Origin of the sequence: Nonomuraea sp. NPDC000554, from assembly GCF_040300065.1 — a bacterium.
Taxonomy (GTDB): Bacteria; Actinomycetota; Actinomycetes; order Streptosporangiales; family Streptosporangiaceae; genus Nonomuraea.
In genome coordinates this window covers 72,505-91,497 of sequence record NZ_JBEPDC010000035.1, presented here as the reverse complement: position 1 = coordinate 91,497, position 18,993 = coordinate 72,505, and the positions used below count along the sequence as shown (strand labels likewise).

16 protein-coding genes are annotated in these 18,993 nt (G+C 71.3%); 11 read left to right on the top strand and 5 right to left on the bottom strand.

Annotated features, from left to right (window positions below; genetic code table 11):
* Positions 1 to 64 precede the first annotated feature (64 nt).
* On the top strand, positions 65 to 442 hold the full coding sequence (locus ABT294_RS43505) for a VOC family protein (RefSeq protein WP_350812343.1): 378 nt from the start codon (positions 65 to 67) through the stop codon (positions 440 to 442).
* Between the two features lie 23 nt (positions 443 to 465).
* Positions 466 to 837, top strand: coding sequence for a VOC family protein (locus ABT294_RS43500; protein ID WP_350812342.1), 372 nt, complete (start codon positions 466 to 468; stop codon positions 835 to 837).
* 22 nt (positions 838 to 859) lie between these two features.
* Here the strand turns inward: ABT294_RS43500 and ABT294_RS43495 are convergent, their stop codons facing one another.
* Positions 860 to 1,663, bottom strand: a complete 804-nt coding sequence (locus ABT294_RS43495; protein WP_350812341.1) for an SAM-dependent methyltransferase — start codon at positions 1,661 to 1,663, stop codon at positions 860 to 862.
* A 698-nt stretch (positions 1,664 to 2,361) separates the two neighbouring features.
* Here ABT294_RS43495 and ABT294_RS43490 point away from each other — a divergent pair.
* A complete protein-coding gene (locus tag ABT294_RS43490; RefSeq protein ID WP_350812340.1) occupies positions 2,362 to 2,646 on the top strand; it encodes a hypothetical protein in 285 nt (94 codons plus the stop codon).
* Between the two features lie 59 nt (positions 2,647 to 2,705).
* On the opposite strand, the gene ABT294_RS43485 is transcribed toward ABT294_RS43490, so the two are convergent.
* A complete protein-coding gene (locus ABT294_RS43485) occupies positions 2,706 to 3,983 on the bottom strand; it encodes a ferric iron reductase (RefSeq protein ID WP_350812339.1) in 1,278 nt (425 codons plus the stop codon).
* 175 nt (positions 3,984 to 4,158) lie between these two features.
* Here ABT294_RS43485 and ABT294_RS43480 point away from each other — a divergent pair, with 175 nt between their 5' ends.
* A complete protein-coding gene (locus ABT294_RS43480; RefSeq protein WP_350812338.1) occupies positions 4,159 to 5,571 on the top strand; it encodes an amino acid permease in 1,413 nt (470 codons plus the stop codon).
* Here the strand turns inward: ABT294_RS43480 and ABT294_RS43475 are convergent.
* Together ABT294_RS43475 and ABT294_RS43470 are read right to left on the bottom strand one after the other, a co-directional pair.
* Positions 5,558 to 6,784: a glycoside hydrolase 5 family protein gene (locus ABT294_RS43475; RefSeq protein ID WP_350812337.1), complete on the bottom strand. Its 1,227-nt coding sequence runs from the start codon at positions 6,782 to 6,784 to the stop codon at positions 5,558 to 5,560. The two genes, ABT294_RS43480 and ABT294_RS43475, sit on opposite strands and share 14 nt — an antisense overlap.
* 45 nt (positions 6,785 to 6,829) lie before the next feature.
* On the bottom strand, positions 6,830 to 7,861 hold the full coding sequence (locus ABT294_RS43470) for a LacI family DNA-binding transcriptional regulator (protein ID WP_350812336.1): 1,032 nt from the start codon (positions 7,859 to 7,861) through the stop codon (positions 6,830 to 6,832).
* A 100-nt stretch (positions 7,862 to 7,961) separates the two neighbouring features.
* Between ABT294_RS43470 and ABT294_RS43465 the strand changes: the two genes are divergently transcribed.
* The 7 genes from ABT294_RS43465 to ABT294_RS43435 all read left to right on the top strand — a co-directional run bounded on the left by ABT294_RS43465 (position 7,962) and on the right by ABT294_RS43435 (position 16,984).
* Entirely contained in the window at positions 7,962 to 9,239 is a 1,278-nt protein-coding gene (locus ABT294_RS43465) for an ABC transporter substrate-binding protein (RefSeq protein ID WP_350812335.1), read from the top strand.
* A gap of 4 nt (positions 9,240 to 9,243) precedes the next feature.
* A complete protein-coding gene (locus ABT294_RS43460) occupies positions 9,244 to 10,140 on the top strand; it encodes a carbohydrate ABC transporter permease (protein ID WP_350812334.1) in 897 nt (298 codons plus the stop codon).
* Between the two features lies 1 nt (position 10,141).
* A complete protein-coding gene (locus ABT294_RS43455) occupies positions 10,142 to 11,008 on the top strand; it encodes a carbohydrate ABC transporter permease (RefSeq protein ID WP_350812333.1) in 867 nt (288 codons plus the stop codon).
* Between the two features lie 33 nt (positions 11,009 to 11,041).
* Positions 11,042 to 14,056, top strand: a complete 3,015-nt coding sequence (locus tag ABT294_RS43450) for an alpha-mannosidase (protein WP_350812332.1) — start codon at positions 11,042 to 11,044, stop codon at positions 14,054 to 14,056.
* Between the two features lie 239 nt (positions 14,057 to 14,295).
* Positions 14,296 to 15,603, top strand: coding sequence for a PP2C family protein-serine/threonine phosphatase (locus ABT294_RS43445; protein WP_350812331.1), 1,308 nt, complete (start codon positions 14,296 to 14,298; stop codon positions 15,601 to 15,603).
* A gap of 26 nt (positions 15,604 to 15,629) precedes the next feature.
* The gene (locus ABT294_RS43440) at positions 15,630 to 16,076 is read left to right on the top strand and encodes a MarR family transcriptional regulator (RefSeq protein WP_350812330.1); all 447 of its coding nucleotides are present in this window, start codon (positions 15,630 to 15,632) and stop codon (positions 16,074 to 16,076) included.
* A 77-nt stretch (positions 16,077 to 16,153) separates the two neighbouring features.
* On the top strand, positions 16,154 to 16,984 hold the full coding sequence (locus tag ABT294_RS43435) for an alpha/beta hydrolase (protein ID WP_350812329.1): 831 nt from the start codon (positions 16,154 to 16,156) through the stop codon (positions 16,982 to 16,984).
* A gap of 75 nt (positions 16,985 to 17,059) precedes the next feature.
* Here ABT294_RS43435 and ABT294_RS43430 read toward each other — a convergent pair whose 3' ends face one another.
* Positions 17,060 to 18,802 carry a pyruvate dehydrogenase gene (locus ABT294_RS43430; protein WP_350812328.1) on the bottom strand — a complete coding sequence of 581 codons (1,743 nt, stop codon included), beginning with the start codon at positions 18,800 to 18,802 and terminating at the stop codon, positions 17,060 to 17,062.
* Positions 18,803 to 18,993 lie beyond the last annotated feature (191 nt).

Genomic DNA, 18,993 nt, shown 5'->3' with positions numbered 1-18,993 from the left:
GCGATGAGTTTTCGCCTCCCGCCCGGTCGTACCTCGTGCAACCGCATACAAGGAGGAAACCCAGATGAACCATCCCAACCTGGGCGGCATCCTGCTCGCCAGCACCGATCCGGACAGGCTCCGCCGCTGGTACGCCGCCGCGCTCGAACCCGAGGAGAACAACGACGTCGGCACGTACAAGGCGCTGAAGTTCGGCGCGACCTGGGTGCTCATCGACACGCGAGCGGACGTCTCGGACAAGAATCCCGAGCCTGGCAGGGTGATACTGAACTTCGAGGTGGACGACGCCCGCGCCGTGGTGACGCGGATGGACGCGCTGGGCGTGACGTGGCTGGCGGAGCTCGAGGATCGCGACGGGAGCCTGTTCGCCACCGCGATCGACCCCGACGGCAACTACGTCCAGGTCATCCAGCTGAGCGACGCCGCCCGCGCGGCCATGTGAACCATCGACGGAGGAACGCGACGATGTTCGGTACGACGAAGGCGTTCAGCGGCTTCTCGGTGAACGACCTCGAGGCGGCCAGGGCGTTCTACGGTGAGACGCTCGGCATCAGGGTGACGGAGGAGCACGGCCTGCTGACCCTGCACATCGCCGGAGACCGGCCCATCCTGGTCTACCCGAAGCCCGACCACGCGCCGGCCACGTACACGGTGCTCAACTTCCCGGTGGACGACATCGAGAAGACCGTGGACGAGCTGGTCGCGCGGGGAGTGCGGTTCGAGCGCTACCCGCAGCTGGAGGCGGACGAGAGAGGCATCTTCCGCGGCGGCGGCCCGCTGATCGCCTGGTTCACCGACCCGGCAGGGAACGTGCTGTCGGTGCTGCAGGAGAATTAGCGCCCGGCCACACCCGTTGCGGTCAGGGCTTGCGACCGACGGCGCCGTACTGCGGGACCTCCTGGCCCGCGTACTGCGTCGCCGGTTCCGGCCGCCATCGGGGCAGTGACACCATGCCCGGCTCCAGCAGGTCGAGCCCGTCGAAGAAGCGCGCCAGCTGCTCGGGGGTGCGGATCGTGATGGGCGTGGCGCCGCTGTCGTTCCAGATGGCGGCCGCCCGCTCCATGGCCGGGCTGGCCACGCTGGACGCCGCCGCCAGGAAGCTGCCCGGCGGCAGCGCCCCGACCAGGTCGGCGACGATCGCGTACGCCTGCTCGTCGTCGGGCACGAACTCCAGCACGCCCAGCAGCATGAGGGCGACCGGCCGGTCGAAGTCCAGCGTCCCGGCAGCGCCGCGCAGGATCGTCGCCGGATCGCGCAGGTCGGCGTCGAGGTAGGTCGTCACGCCCTCCTCGGTGCCGCGCAGCAGCGCGCGGGCGTGGGCCAGCACGATCGGGTCGTTGTCGACGTAGACGACGCGCGACTCGGGAGCGCCCCGCTGGGCCACCTCGTGGGTGTTGTCGGCCGTGGGGATGCCGGTGCCGATGTCCAGGAACTGCCGCACGCCCGCGTCGGTGACCAGGTGCCGCACCACGCGCGCCAGGAACTCGCGCTCGGCGCGGGCGATGACGGCCAGTTCCGGCATCACCGCGAGGATCTGCTCGCCCATCTCGCGGTCGGCGGCGTAGTTGTCCTTGCCGCCCAGCCAGTAGTCGTAGACCCGGGCAGGGTGCGCCACGGACGTGTCGACGCGGTCCATCAGGCCCGCCCTCTCGTCGTCTGTCATCGCGAGCTCGATTCGGTCGTGGCCCAGCAGGGCCTCAAACGCGGCAAGGGTGACGAAGTGACGATATCGCCGTTCGTGATCTTACCGAAACCACCGCCCGCGCGGGCTCGGATCAGCCGCGCCGAGGTCGGGCCCGCTCCCACGCGCCCCTCGGTGAGGACGCGACGGCAGAACGCGGGTCGCCGAACGATCCGGTGGTTATTCTTGATCTTGACCCTGAACTGGACCTCGGAGATGAGCGTTGACGGCTACTGAGCACCGCCAGGTCGGCCCATTCGAAGCCGTAGCGTGCCTGTTCAGGTTGTGGTTACCGGGATGGCGGCTCGCACTCGCCGCAGGCGAGGCTCCTGGACCGGAGTGGACGTCCACGCCTTCCCTGACTGAGGTGGCGGAGTACGGGGCGTTCCAGGGAACGTTCGACGGCCCCGGCGGGCAGCGCCACCCGGTGGCCGTCGAACGGTTCGACATCCATGACCCGGACGAGACGTCCGACAGCCCCCTGTGCGCGTCCTGGGGGCGACCTGCCGAGGGCGCGGAACAGGCGTACGAGCTCCTCATCGGAGCATTGGCGTCCGGTGGCGGCCTGAACCGGCGAGGCCGGGCACTGGCCGGCTACGCCGCCGGTTACCTCGCCGCAGACGCCACGGACCTGCTGCGGATCGCGGTCGCGGCCGAATCGGGCGGCCCCACGCTCGATGATGAGCTGCACCTCCTGGTGCGCGGGCGGCGGAGCACATGCGGCTCGGGCCGCGACCACGCTCTGGGAGTTCGACGACACGACACCCGAGATTCCCGGCGACGAGCTCGTCTCCTGGCTGGCCCGTGACCTCTACGAGACGATCGCCACCGAGATCACCGGTGCGTCCGGAACCCTGCTCGCCTTCGCCAAGAAGTTCCCCCTCGAAGGGGTCCTGTGGGGGGAAGGGGATTCCTGCCTCCTCTTGGTCGGCCCGGAACGCACCGCGCTCGTCCGCGTCAGCTGATCGCCGGCGAGTTCCGAGCCGCCCGCACAGCGCCGCCCGGTGTGACGCTTGGACCCTGCTCAGCTCGCCGTGGTGCGCCAGGCGGGGGGCCGGCCGGTGTCGACCAGGTGCCACCGGCCACCGGGGCGCAGCCGGTCCTCGTAGTAGAAGACGCTGCCGGGCAAGGGGGCAGCCGCGCCGCCGTGCGCGGCGAAGGCGTCGCGCGCCGCCCGGCGCAGCCGCTCGGGCGCGACCCCCAGCCGCTCGGACGCCACCTGGGCGAGCCGCTCCAGCGCGTGGTGGCCCATGAAACTGTCGTAGGTCAGGCTGAACACGTGCTCGCGCGGCAGGTGGATGTCGCGGGAGATCACGTTGACCGGCGGCAACTCCCCGTCGAGCCCCTGCCGGCGGCGCGTCTCCGGATCGACGTAGAGGGCGCAGTCGCGGTACAGCACGGCGCTGCGCCGCCCGTCGATGTCGAAGGAGAACAGCGTGTTCTGGCCGTGCAGCTCCAGCGTGCAGCCGGTGCGCAGCGCGGCCCGCAGCCACAGCTCGACCATCGGCGTCACGACCCGCCTGGCCAGCCACTCCGCCGGGTCCTCGCCGCTGCGGGCCACGAGCTGCTCGACCAGCGGCGGGTCGCCGGGGCGGCGGACGTCGCCGCCGTAGAGCGCGAACAGCGGCACGGTGCGGTGCAGCGGGTCGGCCCCGAGGTCGTCGGGAGGGGCGCCGTCGTGGCCGACGATCACGCCCGCGCGGGCGTGCGCCTCGCGGATCAGGAAGCCCCACGCCTCCTCCGGGTCGTCGCCCAGGACGCCGCCCGCGACCTCCGGCAGGACCGGAAGCCCGAGGTCCATGAGCTCCTCGGCCACCCAGAGCTGCAGCGAGATGATCGGCCGCCGCAGACGGCGGGTGAAGCGCGACAGGCGTTTGGGGTAGTGCAGCTTGACGAAGTGTGGCTCGACCGGCTCGCCGCCGACCTCCTCGACGAAGACCGTGCGGGCGTTGGCCGAGGGCACCACCTGGAGGTCGGGGCCGCGCTCGGAGGCGAGCAGCTCGTCGCGTCCCGGCAGGTGCGGGGCCGTCAGCGTCTCGGGGTGGACAGGCAACAGGAAGCCGTCGCCGTCGCGGTAGAGGTCGAGGAGCGCGGACTTCACCCGGTTGCGCAGGAACTCGCCGCGGGAGGCAGGCACCCGGAAGGTCGGCACGGTGAAACGCCGGTCGCCGCGCTGCGGATGATAGGCGTCGGAGATGTCCAGAAACTCCGAGAACTGGCTGTAGCTGCGGGTCCCCGATCCCAGGTAGCGCTCGGCGTACTGCCAGGTCCGGAAACGGTCCCACGTGTCGTCAAGGATCACCGCACCTATCCCACCCCTTGCTTCGCGGACACACCATATAAGGCCCTTCCCCGATACCCGCGGACCACCGTCCCATGTCCCACCGAACCCGCCGACCTGCGGATTCTGGCATAGGAGACCGGGACACGGGGAGGACCAGACTGCGGTGACCAACGCCGGGTCAGGAGGAGAGCCGATGTCCCAGGGCATCTTCCGGCGCAAGCCGGTGGAACAGATCGCCACAGAGCACGAGGGTGAGCTGTCCAGGTCGCTCGGACTCTGGCAGCTCACCGCCATCGGGATCGGCGGCATCATCGGCGCGGGCATCTTCGCCCTGGCCGGCGCCGTCGCCCACGAGACGGCGGGGCCCGCCGTGCTCGTCTCGTTCCTCATCGCCGGCATCGCCAGCGCCGCGGCCGCCTTCTCCTACGCCGAGTTCGCCGGCATGATCCCGAAAGCCGGGTCGGCCTACACCTACGGGTACGCCGTCCTGGGCGAGATCGTCGGCTGGTTCATCGGCTGGGACCTGTTGCTGGAGTACACCGCCATCGTCGCCGTCGTGGCCATCGGCATCTCCGGCTACTTCGGCTTCCTCGTCGGCCAGCTGGGGGTCAACGTGCCCGCCTGGATGCTCGGCGCGCCCGGCACCGGCCCCGGGCACGTCGTGGACCTGTTCGCGATGGTGCTCTGCCTGCTCATCGCGTACCTGCTGAACCTCGGCATCAGCTCGGCGGCCCGGTTCGAGACGTTCGTGGTCGGCCTCAAGGTCGCCGTGGTACTGCTGGTGATCATCGTCGGCTTCTTCTACATCAACACCGCCAACTACACGCCGTTCTTCCCGTTCGGCGTGAGCGGGGCCATCACCGGCGCGGCCACCGTCTTCTTCGCCGTCTTCGGCTACGACGCCATGAGCACGGCCGCCGAAGAGTCGAAGGACGCCCAGCGGCACATGCCCAAGGCCATCATCTACTCGCTGGCCGTCTCGATGGTGCTGTACGTGCTGGCCACGCTGGTGCTGACCGGCATGCAGAACTACAAGCAGATCGACCCGGAAAGCGGCTTCTCCTCGGCGTTCGCCTCGGTCGGCCTGTCGGGCCTGGCGTCCCTGATCGCCGTCGGGGCCATCATCGGCATCCTCACCGTCATGTTCACCTTCATGCTCGGCGTCACCCGCGTCTGGTTCGCCATGAGCAGGGACGGGCTGCTGCCGGGCTGGTTCGCCAAGCTGCACCCCGTCCGCCGGGTGCCCTCGCGGGTGACCTGGATCGTCGGCGTCGCCTCGGGGCTGATCGCCGGGTTCCTGCCGATCAGGGAGGCGGCCGAGCTGACCAACATCGGGATCCTGCTGGCGTTCGTCGTGGTCTGCGTGGCGGTGATCGTGCTGCGCTACCGCCGTCCCGACCTGCCCAGATCGTTCCGGACGCCCGGCATGCCGTTCGTCCCGGCCCTCGGGGTCGCCTTCTCCATCTGGCTGATCACCTTCCTGACGCCGCTGACCTGGCTCCGCTTCGCCATCTGGTTCCTCATCGGCCTGATCGTCTACTTCGCCTACAGCCGCCGCCACTCGGTGCTGGCGGAAGGCGGGCCGCCGGACGTCATGCCTGGGTGAGCACGGCGTCGATGCCGCGGGCGGCGAGGTAGGCCGAGTCGGCGGCGCGGGAGGCGCTGACGACGGCGAGCGGCCCGGCCTGGCGCAGCCGCACCCACTCGGCGTGGAAGGCGCTGCCGGGTGCGACGTCCGCGCGGCGATCCGGCTCGGACCTGAGGTCCACGCCGCACACCAGCGCGGGCCGCCCGCCGGCCGCGGGGCGCTCGCGGACGGCCGCCGCCAGCTCCCTGGCCGCGGGCTTGGCCCGGTGGTCCACGGTGAACAGGCCGAGGTCGTACTCCCGCTCGGGGAAGTCGGCCAGCGCGCGGTCGAGGTCGTGGGAGCACCACCAGGTGACGCCCCACAGGGCCGGGTTCGCGGTGACGGTGGCGAGCGTCCGCCGGACGAACTCGGCGGCGTCGGCCTCCGGGACGTCGGGACGGGGCGCCCCGACCTCCTGCAGCCAGACCGGCCTGGCGGGGTCGAGCGAGGTCGCCGCCGCGAGCTCGACCAGGTAGTCGGCGTGCGAGACGGTCGCGGGGCCGAGCGGGCCGTCGAGGGCGGAGACGCCGTTGAACACCCACGAGTGCACCGTCGTCAGGTCGCCCAGATCGACGCTGTCGGCGGGGTGGAAGGGGTGGCCGGGGTCGTACCAGGCGGCGTCGTACAGCGAGTGCAGGCTGAGCAGGCCGGGCGCGGCGGCGCGGGCCACGCCGACCAGTTCGGCGGCCCAGCGGGCCGACTCCTCGGCGTCGGTCGGGTTGGCCGGCCAGAGGTTGTCGACCTCGTTGCCGAGCGTCACCGCGAACACGTTGTCGCGGCCGGCCACGGCCCTGGCGAGCGCGTCGACGTAGGCGGCGACGCCGTCGCGCACGGCCGGGTCGGTGAAGACGCTGCGCCGGTGCCAGGTCAGCACCCAGGACGGCAGGAAGTCGAAGCTCGACAGGTGCCCCTGCAGCAGGTCCACGGCCACGGACAGGCCGAACTCGGCGGCGACGTCGATCAGGCCGAGCAGGTCGTCGATCCCGCGCTGCCTGATCAGGGTCCGGTTGGGCTGGATCCACGGCCAGATCGGGAACACCCGGACGTGGTCCAGCCCGATCCCTGCGAGGTCCTCGAAGTCGCGGCGGAAGGCGTCGGCCGAGGGGTCGAGCCAGCTGTAGAACCAGCCGGCCGAGGGCACGTAGTTCGCGCCGAAACGGAGCGGGGCTGGGCTGGTGCACGGCAGGGTCACGCGTCCTCCGGGGGTCGGGTCGATCTCCCTGAAAAATAAACCGCTTTAGTTGTCCTTATCAAGGCCGGGTGGCGCGGTGCTCTCCCTGACGACCAGCCGCGGGGTGGCCGTCCTGACGTCCTGGCGCCGCCCCGGATCGGCGATCACCGCGAGCAGCACCTCGGCCACCTGCCGGCCCAGCGCGAAGGTGTCGCGGGTGAGCGCCGTGACGGCCGGGTGCGTGATGCGGGTCAGCACCGAGTCGTCGAAGGAGACGATCGACAGCTCGTCGGGCACCCGCACCCCCATCTCGCCCGCCACGCCCAGCCCGGCCAGCGCCATCACGTCGCTGTCGTAGACGATCGCGGTGGGCCGCCGGGCGCGTGACAGCAGCGCGCGGGTCGCCGCCGCGCCCTCCGCGTCGCTGAAGTCGGTCGGCAGCGACACCGCGTCGGCCAGGCCGAGCCGCCGGACGGAGTCGCGCAGCGCCCGCATCCGCCGCTGGGTGTGGTGGAAGGCGGGCAGCCCGGCGACGTGCGCCAGGCGGCGGTGGCCGAGCGCGGCCAGGTAGTCGACGACCGACAGCATCGCCTCGCGGTCGTCGGCCCAGACGCTCGACAGCGAGCCGTGCCGCCCGGGGCCGCCGAGCACCACGGTCGGCACGCCCAGCTCCTCCAGCGCCTCGATCCGCGGGTCGCGGGCCTTCAGGTCCACCAGGACGAAGCCGTCCACCCGATGCTCGGACGCCCAGCCGCGGTAGACCTCGATCTCGGCCTCGACGTCCTCCACGACCAGCAGGTGCAGCGCCACCGACTGCGCGGACAGGCCCGCCTGCAGCCCCGACAGCAGCTGCGCGAAGAACGGCTCCACCCCGAGCGTGCTCGCCGGCCTGGCGATCACCAGCCCGACCGCCTCGGCCCTGGCGCCTCCCAGGGCCCGCGCCGCGCTGTGCGGGCGCCAGTTCATCTCCTTGGCGACCTGCAGGATGCGGGCCCTGGTCGCCTCGCTCACGCCGGGGCGGCCGTTGAGCGCGAACGACACCGCGCCCTTGGACACCCCGACCCGCTGCGCGATGTCGGCGATCGTCGGTCTGGCCACGCTGGCTCCTTCACAAGCTGATCTCCCCTATTGACAGGGGAGTCTAGCTCGGTGGATAGTCCGGCAACTAGAGCGGTTTAGTACGCCGGAGGAGTGTGTCATGCGAATGTACTGGGCAGGACTGGCCATGGCGGCCACGCTGGTCGTCTCCGGCTGCGGGCTGGGCGGCACGGAGCAGGAGGCCGCCAAGCCGGGGCCGAGCGCCACCGGCGAGGTCAAGGGCAAGGTCAGCCTGCAGACGTGGGCGCTCAAGCCCAAGTTCACCGGCTACATGCAGGGCGTCATCGACGCCTTCCAGAAGAAGTACCCCGGTGTCCAGGTCGAATGGCTCGACCAGCCCGCCGACGGCTACTCCGACAAGGTGCTGAGCCAGGCGGCCGGCGGCACCCTGCCCGACGTCACCAACCTGCCGCCCGACTTCGCGCTTCCGCTGGTCAAGCAGGGCATGCTGCTCGACGTCTCCCAGGCGGACCAGAAGCTGGCCGACGAGTACGTCCCCGGCGGCGTCGACGCCTACAGGTACGCCGGCGTCAACGGCGTCTACGGCTACCCCTGGTACCTCAACACCGACGTCAACTACTGGAACTCCGAGCTGCTCACCGCCAACGGTCTGGACCCGGACAAGCCGCCCGCCGACCTCGACGAGCTGATCGCCCAGGCGAAGACCGTGAAGGAGAAGTCCCGCGGCAAGGTCTACCTGATGAGCCGCAGGCCCGAGCTCGCCGACCTCACCAACATCGGCGTGCAGATCATGTCGGACGACGGCAGCAGGTTCACCTTCAACACCCCCGAGGCCGCCGCGCTGCTCGACAGGTACCGCGACGCCTTCAAGCAGGGCCTGCTGCCCCGCGACGTGCTGACCGACACCTACGCGGGCAACGCCAAGCTGTTCACCCAAGGCACCGTGGCCTGGACGACGGCCGGCGGCAACTTCATCACCAGCCTGGCGACCGACAACCCCTCGCTCGCGCCCAAGGTGGTGCCGTCGGTCGCGATCGGCACCCCGCCCCTGTACGTCCAGGGCCTGTCGGTCAGCAAGCGCACCGCGAACGCGCCCGCCGCCATCGCGCTGGCCCGCTGGGTGACCAGCGCCGAGAACCAGGCCGCCTTCGCCCACCTGGTGAACATCTTCCCCAGCACCAAGGCGTCGGCCGGCGACCCGTTCTTCAGCAAGAGCGACGGCACCCGCTCCGGCGACGCCAAGGTCATCGCGTTCACCTCGCTCGCCAAGGCCGAGGTGCTGGAGCCGGTGCAGGTCACCGAGGCGATGAAGAAGTTCGTCAGGCAGCAGTTCGCGCTGGCCATGAGCGGCGAGACCACCTCCAAGGAGGCCCTGGACGCGGCCGTGGCCAAGTGCGACGAGCTGCTCAAGGGCTGAGACGATGACGCATCGGGTGACGCATCGGCTGACGCATCGGCGCTGGTTCACGCCGTGGCTGCTGGTGGCCCCCGCCGCCGTCTGGCTGTTCGCGTTCAACGTCTGGCCGTCGATCAACACGGTGGTCCTGGCGTTCAGCAACGCCAAACCGCTCGGCGGCGGGCACTTCACCGGGCTGGAGAACTTCGCCCGGGTGCTCGACGACGAGCAGCTCGCCGACGCGCTGCTCAACAGCGTCGTGTACATGCTGGTGTGCCTGCCGCTGCTCACGGTGCTGCCGCTGCTGATCGCCGTCCTGGTGGAGAAGCGGCTGCCCGGCATCATGTTCTTCCGCACCGCCTTCTACACCCCGGTGGTCGCCTCCGCCGTGGTGGTCGCGCTGATCTGGGGCTGGGTGCTCGACGACCAGGGCCTGGTCAACGGCTTCGCGCAGTGGCTCGGCGTCGTCACCGAGCCCGTGCCGTTCCTGACGGACCGGTGGCTGCTGCTGTTCAGCGCCATCAGCCTGACCGTCTGGAAGGGGCTCGGCTACTACATGATCATCTACCTGTCGGCCCTCGGCAACGTCCGGCGGGAGCTGCACGAGGCCGCCGCCGTCGACGGCGCGGGCCCCGTGCGCCGCTTCCTGAGCGTCACCGTGCCCGGCGTGCGCACCACGATGCTGCTGGTCTCCGTGCTCGTCGCGGTCTCCGCGCTGCGCGTGTTCTCCGAGCTGTACGTGCTGTCCAACGGCTCCGGCGGCCCCGGCGGGCGCGACATGTCGGTCGTGATGCTCATCCAGCTCTACAGCAGGGGGTTCACCGGGCACCTCGGCTACGCCTCCGCGCTCAGCCTCGTGCTGCTGGCCGTCACGATCGGGCCGATGCTGCTGCTGTTGCGGCTCGACAGGAAGGCGGCCTGACATGCCGGCGCACGCCAAGACCGCGCGTCCCAGCGGCTTCAACACGGTCTCCGCCGGGGAGAAGGCGCTGCGCTACGCGCTGCTGCTCCTCGTGCTGGCGCTGACGGTCTCGCCGTTCCTGTGGCAGCTGTCGACCTCGCTCAAAGACCTGGAAGAGGACGTCTTCACCCGCACCCCGAGCTTCCTGCCGCGCCACCCGACCCTCGACAACTACGCCCAGGTCGCCGACACCATCCCCGTCTGGTCCTACGCCGCCAACTCGCTCGTCGTGGCCGCCATCGTGGTCGCGGGCAACGCCGTCGGCGCGACCCTCGCCGGGTACGCCCTGGCCAGGCTGCGCTTCCGCGGCGCCAAGGCGCTGCTCGGGGTGTTCCTGGCGACCCTCGTGCTGCCCGGCGAGGTGACGATCGTGTCGCAGTACGTCATGATCCGCGGCCTCGGCCTGGCCGACACCCTCCTCGGCGTCGCGCTGCCCGGCGCGATCGGCATGCTCAACGTGCTGCTGATGCGCACCGCCTTCCGGGCGATCCCCCAGGAGATGGACGAGGCCGCCGTCATCGACGGCGCGAACGCCTGGCAGCGGCTGCTCCACATCGGCCTGCCGAACGTGCGCGGCATGCTCAGCGTCGTCACCATTTTCGCGTTCATCGGGGCGTGGGACGATTTCCTGTGGCCGCTCATCGTCCTGACCGACCCGGAGAACTACACGCTCACGGTCGGCCTGCAGTACCTCAACGGCACGTTCACCGCCAACCCTCGCCTGATCGCGGCCGGCACCATGATCTCCTTCCTGCCGATCGTGATCGTGTTCGCGGCGCTGCAGCGGTTCTTCTTCCGCGGCGTCGAGGAAGGCGCGATCAAGGGCTGACCGGCCAACCGTCCATCACTAGGGAGCTCCTTCATGCATGACGACCGCGAACTGGTCGAAGCCCGTCTCAAGCGTGTCCTGGACGAGCGGATCCGTCCCGCCGTGTACCCGGAGTCCGTCCCGCTGGAGGTGGCCGTCTGGCACGCGCCCGGCGAGCCGGTGCCCGTCGCCGAAGGGCTGGCCGCCGCGCCCGAGCCGATCGCGGTCGGCGACAGGTGGGGCGCGCCGTGGGGGACGAGCTGGTTCACCGTCACCGGCACGGTGCCCGCCGCCTGGGCGGGCCGGACCGTCGAGGCGCTCCTCGACCTCGGCTTCGACGAGAACATGCCCGGCTTCCAGTGCGAGGGCCTGGTCTACCGCCCCGACGGCACGCCGGTGAAGGGGCTCAACCCGCGCAACCAGTGGGTGCGTGTCGGCTCGCCCGTCGAGGGCGGCGAGCAGGTCCGACTGCACATCGAGGCCGCGTCCAACCCGGTCATCCTCGGCTACCACCCCTTCCAGCCGACGCCGCTCGGCGACAGGGAGACGGCCGGCAGCGAACCCCAGTACCGGCTGGCCCGCATGGACCTCGCCGTCTTCGACGAGACCGTCTGGCAGCTCGTCCTGGACCTGGAGGTGCTCGGCGAGCTGATGCGGGAGCTGCCCGCCGACGGCGCCAGGCGCTGGGAGATCGTGCGCGCCGTCGAACGCGCGCTCGACGCCGTCGACCTACAGGACGTCAACGGCACCGCCGCCGCCGGGCGTGAGCGGCTCGCCGGCGTCCTGGCGGCGCCCGCCGCGCCGTCGGCGCACCGCATCAGCGCGGTCGGGCACGCGCACATCGACTCGGCCTGGCTGTGGCCGCTGCGCGAGACCGTCAGGAAGGTCGCCCGCACGACGTCCAACATGACCGCGCTGCTGGAGGACGAGCCCGACTTCGTCTTCGCCATGTCGCAGGCGCAGCAGTGGGCCTGGGTCAAGGAGCACCGGCCCGAGGTGTGGGCGAAGGTGACCAAGGCGGTGGCCACCGGCCGGTTCGTCCCGGCGGGCGGCATGTGGGTGGAGTCCGACACGAACATGCCCGGCTCCGAGGCGATGGCCAGGCAGTTCGTGCACGGCAAGCGGTTCTTCCTGGACGAGTTCGGCATCGAGAACGACGAGGCGTGGCTGCCCGACACGTTCGGCTTCGCGGCCGGGCTGCCGCAGATCATCAAGGCAGCGGGCTCCAGGCGGCTGCTCACCCAGAAGATCTCGTGGAGCAGGACCAACACCTTCCCGCACCACACCTTCCTGTGGGAGGGCATCGACGGCACGCGGATCTTCACCCACTTCCCGCCCGTCGACACCTACAACTGCTCGATGAAGGGCAGCGAGATCGCCCACGCGGCGCGCAACTTCAAGGACAAGGGCGTCGCCCGGCACTCGCTCGCCCCCACCGGCTGGGGCGACGGAGGCGGCGGCACCACGCGCGAGATGGTCGCCAAGGCGGCCAGGCTCCGCGACCTGGAAGGCTCGGCCACCGTCACCTGGGAGACGCCCTCGGCCTTCTTCGCCAAGGCCGAGGCCGAGTACCCCGACCCGCCGGTGTGGGTCGGCGAGCTCTACCTCGAGCTGCACCGCGCCACCCTCACCAGCCAGGCCAGGACGAAGCGCGGCAACCGGCGCAGCGAGTCGCTGCTGCGCGAGGCCGAGCTGTGGGCCGCGACCGCCGCCGTGCGGGCCGGGCACCCGTACCCGTACGCGCAGCTCGACCGGGTCTGGAAGACGGTGCTGCTGCACCAGTTCCACGACATCCTGCCCGGCTCGTCCATCGCCTGGGTGCACCGCGAGGCCGAGAAGACGTACGCCGCCGTGGCCGCCGAGCTCGACGGCGTCATCGACGCCGCCCAGCGCGCCCTCGCCGGAGACCCGTCCACCGGCGTCGAGCTGGTCTTCAACGGGGCGCCGCACGCCCGCCACGGCGTCGCGGCGGGCGCCGCCGCGCCCGCCCGCGGTGCGGACGCCACCACCGCGAGCCCCCGCGAAGGGGGCGGCTACGTGCTCGACAACGGCCTGCTCAGAGTGGAGATCGACGGGCGCGGCCTGGTCGTCTCGGTGTTCGACGGGCGGGAGGCGATCGCGCCCGGCCGGGCCGCCAACCTCCTGCAGCTCCACCCGGACTTCCCCAACATGTGGGACGCCTGGGACGTCGACGAGTTCTACCGCAACACCGTCACCGACCTGGTCGACGCCGACGAGGTGACGCCCGGCGACGACCCGGGCTCGGTCCGCGTCGTCCGCTCCTTCGGCTCGTCGAAGGTCACCCAGGTGCTCGCCCTCCCGGCCGGCGTCAAGCGGCTCGACATCAGCACCGAGGTCGACTGGCACGAGACCGAGAAGTTCCTCAAGCTGGCCTTCCCGCTGGACGTGCGGGCCGAGCGGTACGCCTCCGAGACCCAGTACGGCCACTCCTACCGCGCCACCCACACCAACACCAGCTGGGAGGCGGCCAAGTTCGAGGCGTGCAACCACCGTTTCGTCCACCTGGAGGAGCCGGGCTGGGGGGTCGCGCTGGTCAACGACGCGACCTACGGCCACGACGTGACCCGCACGGTCCGCGCGTCCGACTCGGGGACGACGACCACGGTCCGGGCCTCCCTGCTGCGCGCGCCGCGCTTCCCCGACCCCGAGACCGACCAGGGCGTGCACCGCTTCCGCCACGCGCTGGTGCCCGGCGCCACGATCGGTGACGCGGTCCGCGAGGGGTACTTCATCAACCTTCCGGAACGCCGGGTTCCCGGCGGCGCCGAGGTGGCGCCGCTGGTGACGGTCGAGGACGACGCGGTCGTCGTGACGGCCGTCAAGCTGGCCGACGACGAGAGCGGCGACGTCGTCGTCCGCTTCCACGAGGCGCGCGGCGGGCGCGCCCTCGCCCGCGTGACGGCCGGGTTCGAGGTCGCGGACGTCACGGTGACCGACCTGCTGGAACGCCCGCTCGCCGGGGCGGCCGAACCGCGGCGCGAGGGCGGCACGGTGACGCTGCCGCTGCGGCCCTTCGAGCTGGTCACGCTGCGCGTGAAGCGTGCCTGAAACCCCTTCCGGCCGGGTGGTGTGGCGCTGGGCGACGTCTTGGAGGCGATGTCGCGCCACCCGACCTTAAACTGGCGCGCCGGGCGCCGGTGGCCCGGCGCAGTCGCCCTGGAGAGCCGCCCGGCCGGCGTCAGGCCCCTTCCGGAGTAAACCGTTCTTGCTTGCCCCTTGGTTCACACGGGCGACACCAGCTGCCGATAATCGACAGAAATAACGCGGCGAGATGGGGCAAGCAAGGCATGGACGGCCCTCGCGGGGTGGAGCGGATGCTGACCGGATTGCTGGAGTCCGGCCAGCAGGCGACCTTGGAGCAACTGCCCGCTCTGGTCGCCAGGCACGCCACCCAGGCGGGCATCGAAGAGGTGCTGATCTACCTCGCCGACCTGCAGCAGAACACGCTGCGCATGCTCACCGGCCACAGGTGTGGCGCGCCGCGGCGCGCGGACGGCGCGGCCCCCGCGGAGCTGCGCATCGACTCGACGTACGCCGGCCGGGCCTTCCAGGAGGTTCGCATCCTCCACAAGCCGGATGAGTCGGGCATGGGGTGCTGGTGGGTGCCCCTGCTGAACGGCACCGAACGGCTGGGCGTCCTGCGCGTCCGCGCCGACGGCGACGGGGAGGAGCACGGCGGGGCGATCCGCCAGCTCGCGTCGCTGGTCGCGCTGCTGGTGGTCAGCAAGCGCTCCTACAGCGACTGCTATCCGCGTCTGGTCAGGTCGCGGCCGATGAACGTCGCGGCCGAGATGCTCTGGCGGCTCATGCCGCCGCTGACGTTCTCCAACCGCGAAGTGACGATCAGCGGAGTGCTGGAGCCCGCCTACGAGATCGGCGGGGACGCCTTCGACTACGCGGTGGACCACGACGCCGTCCACCTGTCGATCTTCGACGCGATGGGCCACGACCTGGCCGCCGGGCTCACCGCCAACCTCACCCTGGCCGCCTGCCGCAACCTGCGCCGCCAGGGCCTGGACCTGGCGGGCAACAGCAAGGGCATCGAAGCGCTGCTGCTGGAGGAGTTCGGGCACGCCACCCGCTTCGTCACCGCCATCCTGGCCGACTTCGACCTGCGCACCGGCGTCCTCACCTGGGTGAACCGCGGCCACCACCCGCCGGTGCTCATCCGGGGCGGACGCTGGATCAGCACGCTGGACTGCCCGCCGGCCCACCCTCTCGGGCTCGGCCTGGACATGCCCGTCACGGTCTGCAGCGAGCAGCTCGAACCCGGCGACCGCCTGCTCCTCTACACGGACGGCATCATCGAAGCGGGCAGCCACGAGGGCAAGGAGTTCGGCCTGTCCCGGTTCGTCGAGTTCATCCTGCGGCACAGCGCCTCGCGCCTGCCGGTCCCTGAGACGCTGCGCCGTCTGATCAAGGACGTCCTCGCCCACCACGAAGGCCGGCTCCAGGACGACGCGACCGTCCTGCTCACCGAATGGCACGGCCGCGCCGAGCCCGAGCTGCGGCAGGAGCTGCTCGGGCAGTACGCGATCCCCAACCGGTCGTGCTCGGCCCTGCCCGAGGGGGGCATGGCGCGCTCGCCGTCCTGACGCGGGGCCGCTGTATCGTCCCGGATGTGAATGGCGTCGAACTGTTCCTGCTCGGCCGGACGCTGATGAAGATCGGCGAGGAGGCCATGCCGACCGAGGGCATCGGCGAGCAGTCCACCAGCGTGCGGACCGTCCTGATCGTGGTGAGCGACGTGCGGGGGCATCCCGGCACGTCCGTGGGGGAGATCGTGTCGCGGACGGGGCTGCCGCAGAGCGCCGTGTCGGCGGCCGTCGCCCGGCTGCGCGCCGCCGGGGCCGTCGAGACCATGACCGACCCCGCGGACCGCCGCCGCCTGCTGATCCGCGAGGCTCCGCAGGTGTCGGAGCGGGTGACGGAGGTCAGGGCGGCGTCCATCGACGACGCGGTCGCCGCGGCGCTGGGCACGGACGACCCGCAAGCCGTGGGGGAGACCGTGGCGGCCCTGGAGGCGCTCGCCCGCCGTCTCATCCCGAAGACCCTCGCCCGTGACTGATCCCGCAAATGCATCATTCTTGATGTATCAAATCAGATGCATTATAGTGAGAGCCTCCTCATGAAAGGGGCCCTCCCATGGAGCGGACCGGCCACCTCCGCGTACCCGGAGCCACGCTGTACTACGAGGTCCGCGGCTCCGGCCCGGCCCTGCTGATCTCGCAGAGCGGCGAAGGCGACGCCAACCGCAGCGACGACCTGGTGGCGCAGCTCGTCACCGACCACACGGTGATCACCTACGACCGCCGCGGCCTGTCGCGCAGCGTCCTCGACACCCCCGGCGGGAAGGCGAGCGTCGCCCAGCACGCCGACGACGTGCACCGCCTGCTGGCCGCCCTCACCGACGAGCCCGTGACCATGCTGGGGTGCAGCCTCGGCGCCGTCATCGGACTGCACCTCGCCGTGGCCCATCCCGGCCTGCTGACGACGCTCGTCGCGCACGAGCCGGTCGCGCCCTGGCTGCTGCCCGACGACGAGCGCGCGCGGCACGTCCGCGAGCTGGTGGAGATCCAGGACGTGTACGAACGCGAGGGACTGGCCGCGACCTTCGCGCAGGTCGCCAGGGTTCTCGGCATCGATCCGCACCACCAGGACACCGAGCCGGACCTGACCGCGCAGCCGATGACCCCGCGGCGCGCCGAGAACTTCGCCTTCTTCGTCAGGAACGACTTCACGGCCGTCGTCGACGACGCCCTCGACCTCGCGGCCGTGGCGGCGCTGAAGGACGGCGGCCCCCGTATCGTGCCCGCCGTGGGACGCGCCACCCCGCACGCCGTCTTCGACCACCGCTGCGCCGAGGAACTGGCCGCGCTGGTCGGCGCCGACCTGGTGGAGTTCCCGGGCGGCCACAACGGCAACACCACCCACCCCCGCGCGTACGCGGCCACCCTCCGCGCTGTCACGCGCTAGCCCCTTCGGCGGTCGGAGCTTCGCTAGGCGTGACGCGGTGCCCCGCCGAGGGCGGAACGGCCGAGGGCGGAACGGTCAGGGGCGTGGGATGTTGCGCAGGTTGGCGCGGGCGAGCTGGACCATCCGTCCGACTCCGCCGTTGAGCACGATCTTGCTGGTCGACACGGCGAAGCCGGTCAGCTGCTGGCGGGTGATGCGGGGCGGCATGGACAGCGCGTTCGGGTCGGTGACGACGTCGAGGAGCGCCGGGCCCCGGTGGTCCAGCGTCTCGCGCAGCGCGTCCCGCACGTCTCTGGGGTCCTCGACCCGGACGCCGTGCGCCCCGGCCGCGCGGGCGATCGCCGCGTAGTCGGTGTGCGGGTAGGACGTGGCGTGCGGCGGCATCCCCGCCACCAGCATCTCCAGCTCCACCATGCCGAGCGACGAGTTGTTGAAGACCACCACTTTGACCGGAAGGTCGTACTGCACCAGGGTGAGGAAGTCGCCCATCAGCATCGAGAAACCGCCGTCGCCGGACATGGAGACGACCTGACGGCCACGGTCGAGCAGCTGCGCGCCGATCGCCTGGGGCATCGCGTTGGCCATCGACCCGTGGTTGAAGGAGCCGATGACCCGGCGGCGGCCGTTCGGGGTCAGGTAGCGCGCCGCCCAGATGTTGCACATGCCGGTGTCGACGGTGAAGATCGCGTCGTCGGCGGCCTCCTCGTCGAGGAGCGCGGCGACGTACTCCGGATGGATCGGCCGCTGCCGCTCGACGTTGCGCGTGTACGCCGCGACGACCCCCTCCAGCGCGTCGGCGTGCTTCTTCAGCATCCGGTCGAGGAAGCGGCGCTCGCCCTTCTCCCGTACCTGGGGGATGAGCGCGCGCAGCGTCTCCCGGACGTCCCCCCAGATGGCCAGGTCGAGCTTGGACCGGCGGCCCAGGTGCTCGGCCCGCACGTCCACCTGGACGATGGACACGTCATCGGGCAGGAAGGCGGCGTACGGGAAGTCCGTGCCCAGCAGGAGGAGCAGGTCCGCCTCGTGCATCGCGTCGTAGGCGGCGCCGTACCCGAGCAGCCCCGACATGCCGACGTCGAACGGGTTGTCGTACTGGATCCACTCCTTGCCGCGCAGCGCGTGCCCGACCGGCGACTTGATCCGCTCGGCGAGCGCCATGACCTCCGGGTGGGCGCCGGCCGTCCCGCTGCCGCAGAACAGCGTGACCTTCTCGGCCTCGTCGATCATGCGGGCCAGCGCGGCGACCTCGTCATCGGCCGGACGGACGGCGGGCCGCCGGGTGGCCATCGCCAGCTCGGTGGTCACCTGCGGCGCGTCCTGCCCGGCGGTGTCGCCCGACATGCTCACCACGGCCACGCCCGAGCGGCCGACCGCGTGCTGGATCGCCGTCTGCAGGACCCGCGGCATCTGGTCCGGATGCGAGATCAGCTCCGAGTAGTGGCTGCACTCGGCGAACAGCCGGTCCGGGTGGGTCTCCTGGAAGTAGACGGTGCCGATCTCGGCGCTGGGGATGTGCGCGGCCAGGGCCAGCACGGGCGCCATGCTCCGGTGGGCGTCGTACAGGCCGTTGATCAGGTGGAGATGGCCGGGCCCGCAGCTGCCCGCGCACGCGGTGAGGCGTCCCGACAGCTGCGCCTCCGCTCCCGCCGCGAAGGCGGCGGTCTCCTCGTGCCGCACCTGGACCCACTCGATCGCGGGGCTGCGGCGGACGGCATCGGTGACGGGGTTGAGGCTGTCACCGACGACGCCGTACAGCCGCTTGACCCCGGCCCGCGTGAGGGTGTCGACGAACTGCTCCGCGACGGTCTGCCTAGCCATGCGGTGAAGCCCCCTGTCCTGTGGCGATCCCGGGCGCGTTCGCGACCGGGGGCAGGAGGGACGCGCCCGGCGTGGCTGTGCCCGGCAACGGATGAGGGCACGCCAAAGGAGGGCTAAAGCTTCCTCTCACCGCGAGACGCCGGTGCCGCCGTGTGTGGCGCGAGCGCTCGCAGGCCCCAGGCGGGCCGGTG

Coding starts and splice junctions, on each gene's coding strand:
- ABT294_RS43500 (WP_350812342.1), top strand. CDS start 466: ATGTTCGGTACGACGAAGGCGTTCAGCGGCTTCTCGGTGAACGACCTC.
- ABT294_RS43430 (WP_350812328.1), bottom strand. CDS start 18,802: ATGGCTAGGCAGACCGTCGCGGAGCAGTTCGTCGACACCCTCACGCGG.
- ABT294_RS43505 (WP_350812343.1), top strand. CDS start 65: ATGAACCATCCCAACCTGGGCGGCATCCTGCTCGCCAGCACCGATCCG.
- ABT294_RS43465 (WP_350812335.1), top strand. CDS start 7,962: ATGCGAATGTACTGGGCAGGACTGGCCATGGCGGCCACGCTGGTCGTC.
- ABT294_RS43435 (WP_350812329.1), top strand. CDS start 16,154: ATGGAGCGGACCGGCCACCTCCGCGTACCCGGAGCCACGCTGTACTAC.
- ABT294_RS43495 (WP_350812341.1), bottom strand. CDS start 1,663: ATGACAGACGACGAGAGGGCGGGCCTGATGGACCGCGTCGACACGTCC.
- ABT294_RS43490 (WP_350812340.1), top strand. CDS start 2,362: ATGAGCTGCACCTCCTGGTGCGCGGGCGGCGGAGCACATGCGGCTCGG.
- ABT294_RS43445 (WP_350812331.1), top strand. CDS start 14,296: ATGGACGGCCCTCGCGGGGTGGAGCGGATGCTGACCGGATTGCTGGAG.
- ABT294_RS43450 (WP_350812332.1), top strand. CDS start 11,042: ATGCATGACGACCGCGAACTGGTCGAAGCCCGTCTCAAGCGTGTCCTG.
- ABT294_RS43455 (WP_350812333.1), top strand. CDS start 10,142: ATGCCGGCGCACGCCAAGACCGCGCGTCCCAGCGGCTTCAACACGGTC.
- ABT294_RS43460 (WP_350812334.1), top strand. CDS start 9,244: ATGACGCATCGGGTGACGCATCGGCTGACGCATCGGCGCTGGTTCACG.
- ABT294_RS43480 (WP_350812338.1), top strand. CDS start 4,159: ATGTCCCAGGGCATCTTCCGGCGCAAGCCGGTGGAACAGATCGCCACA.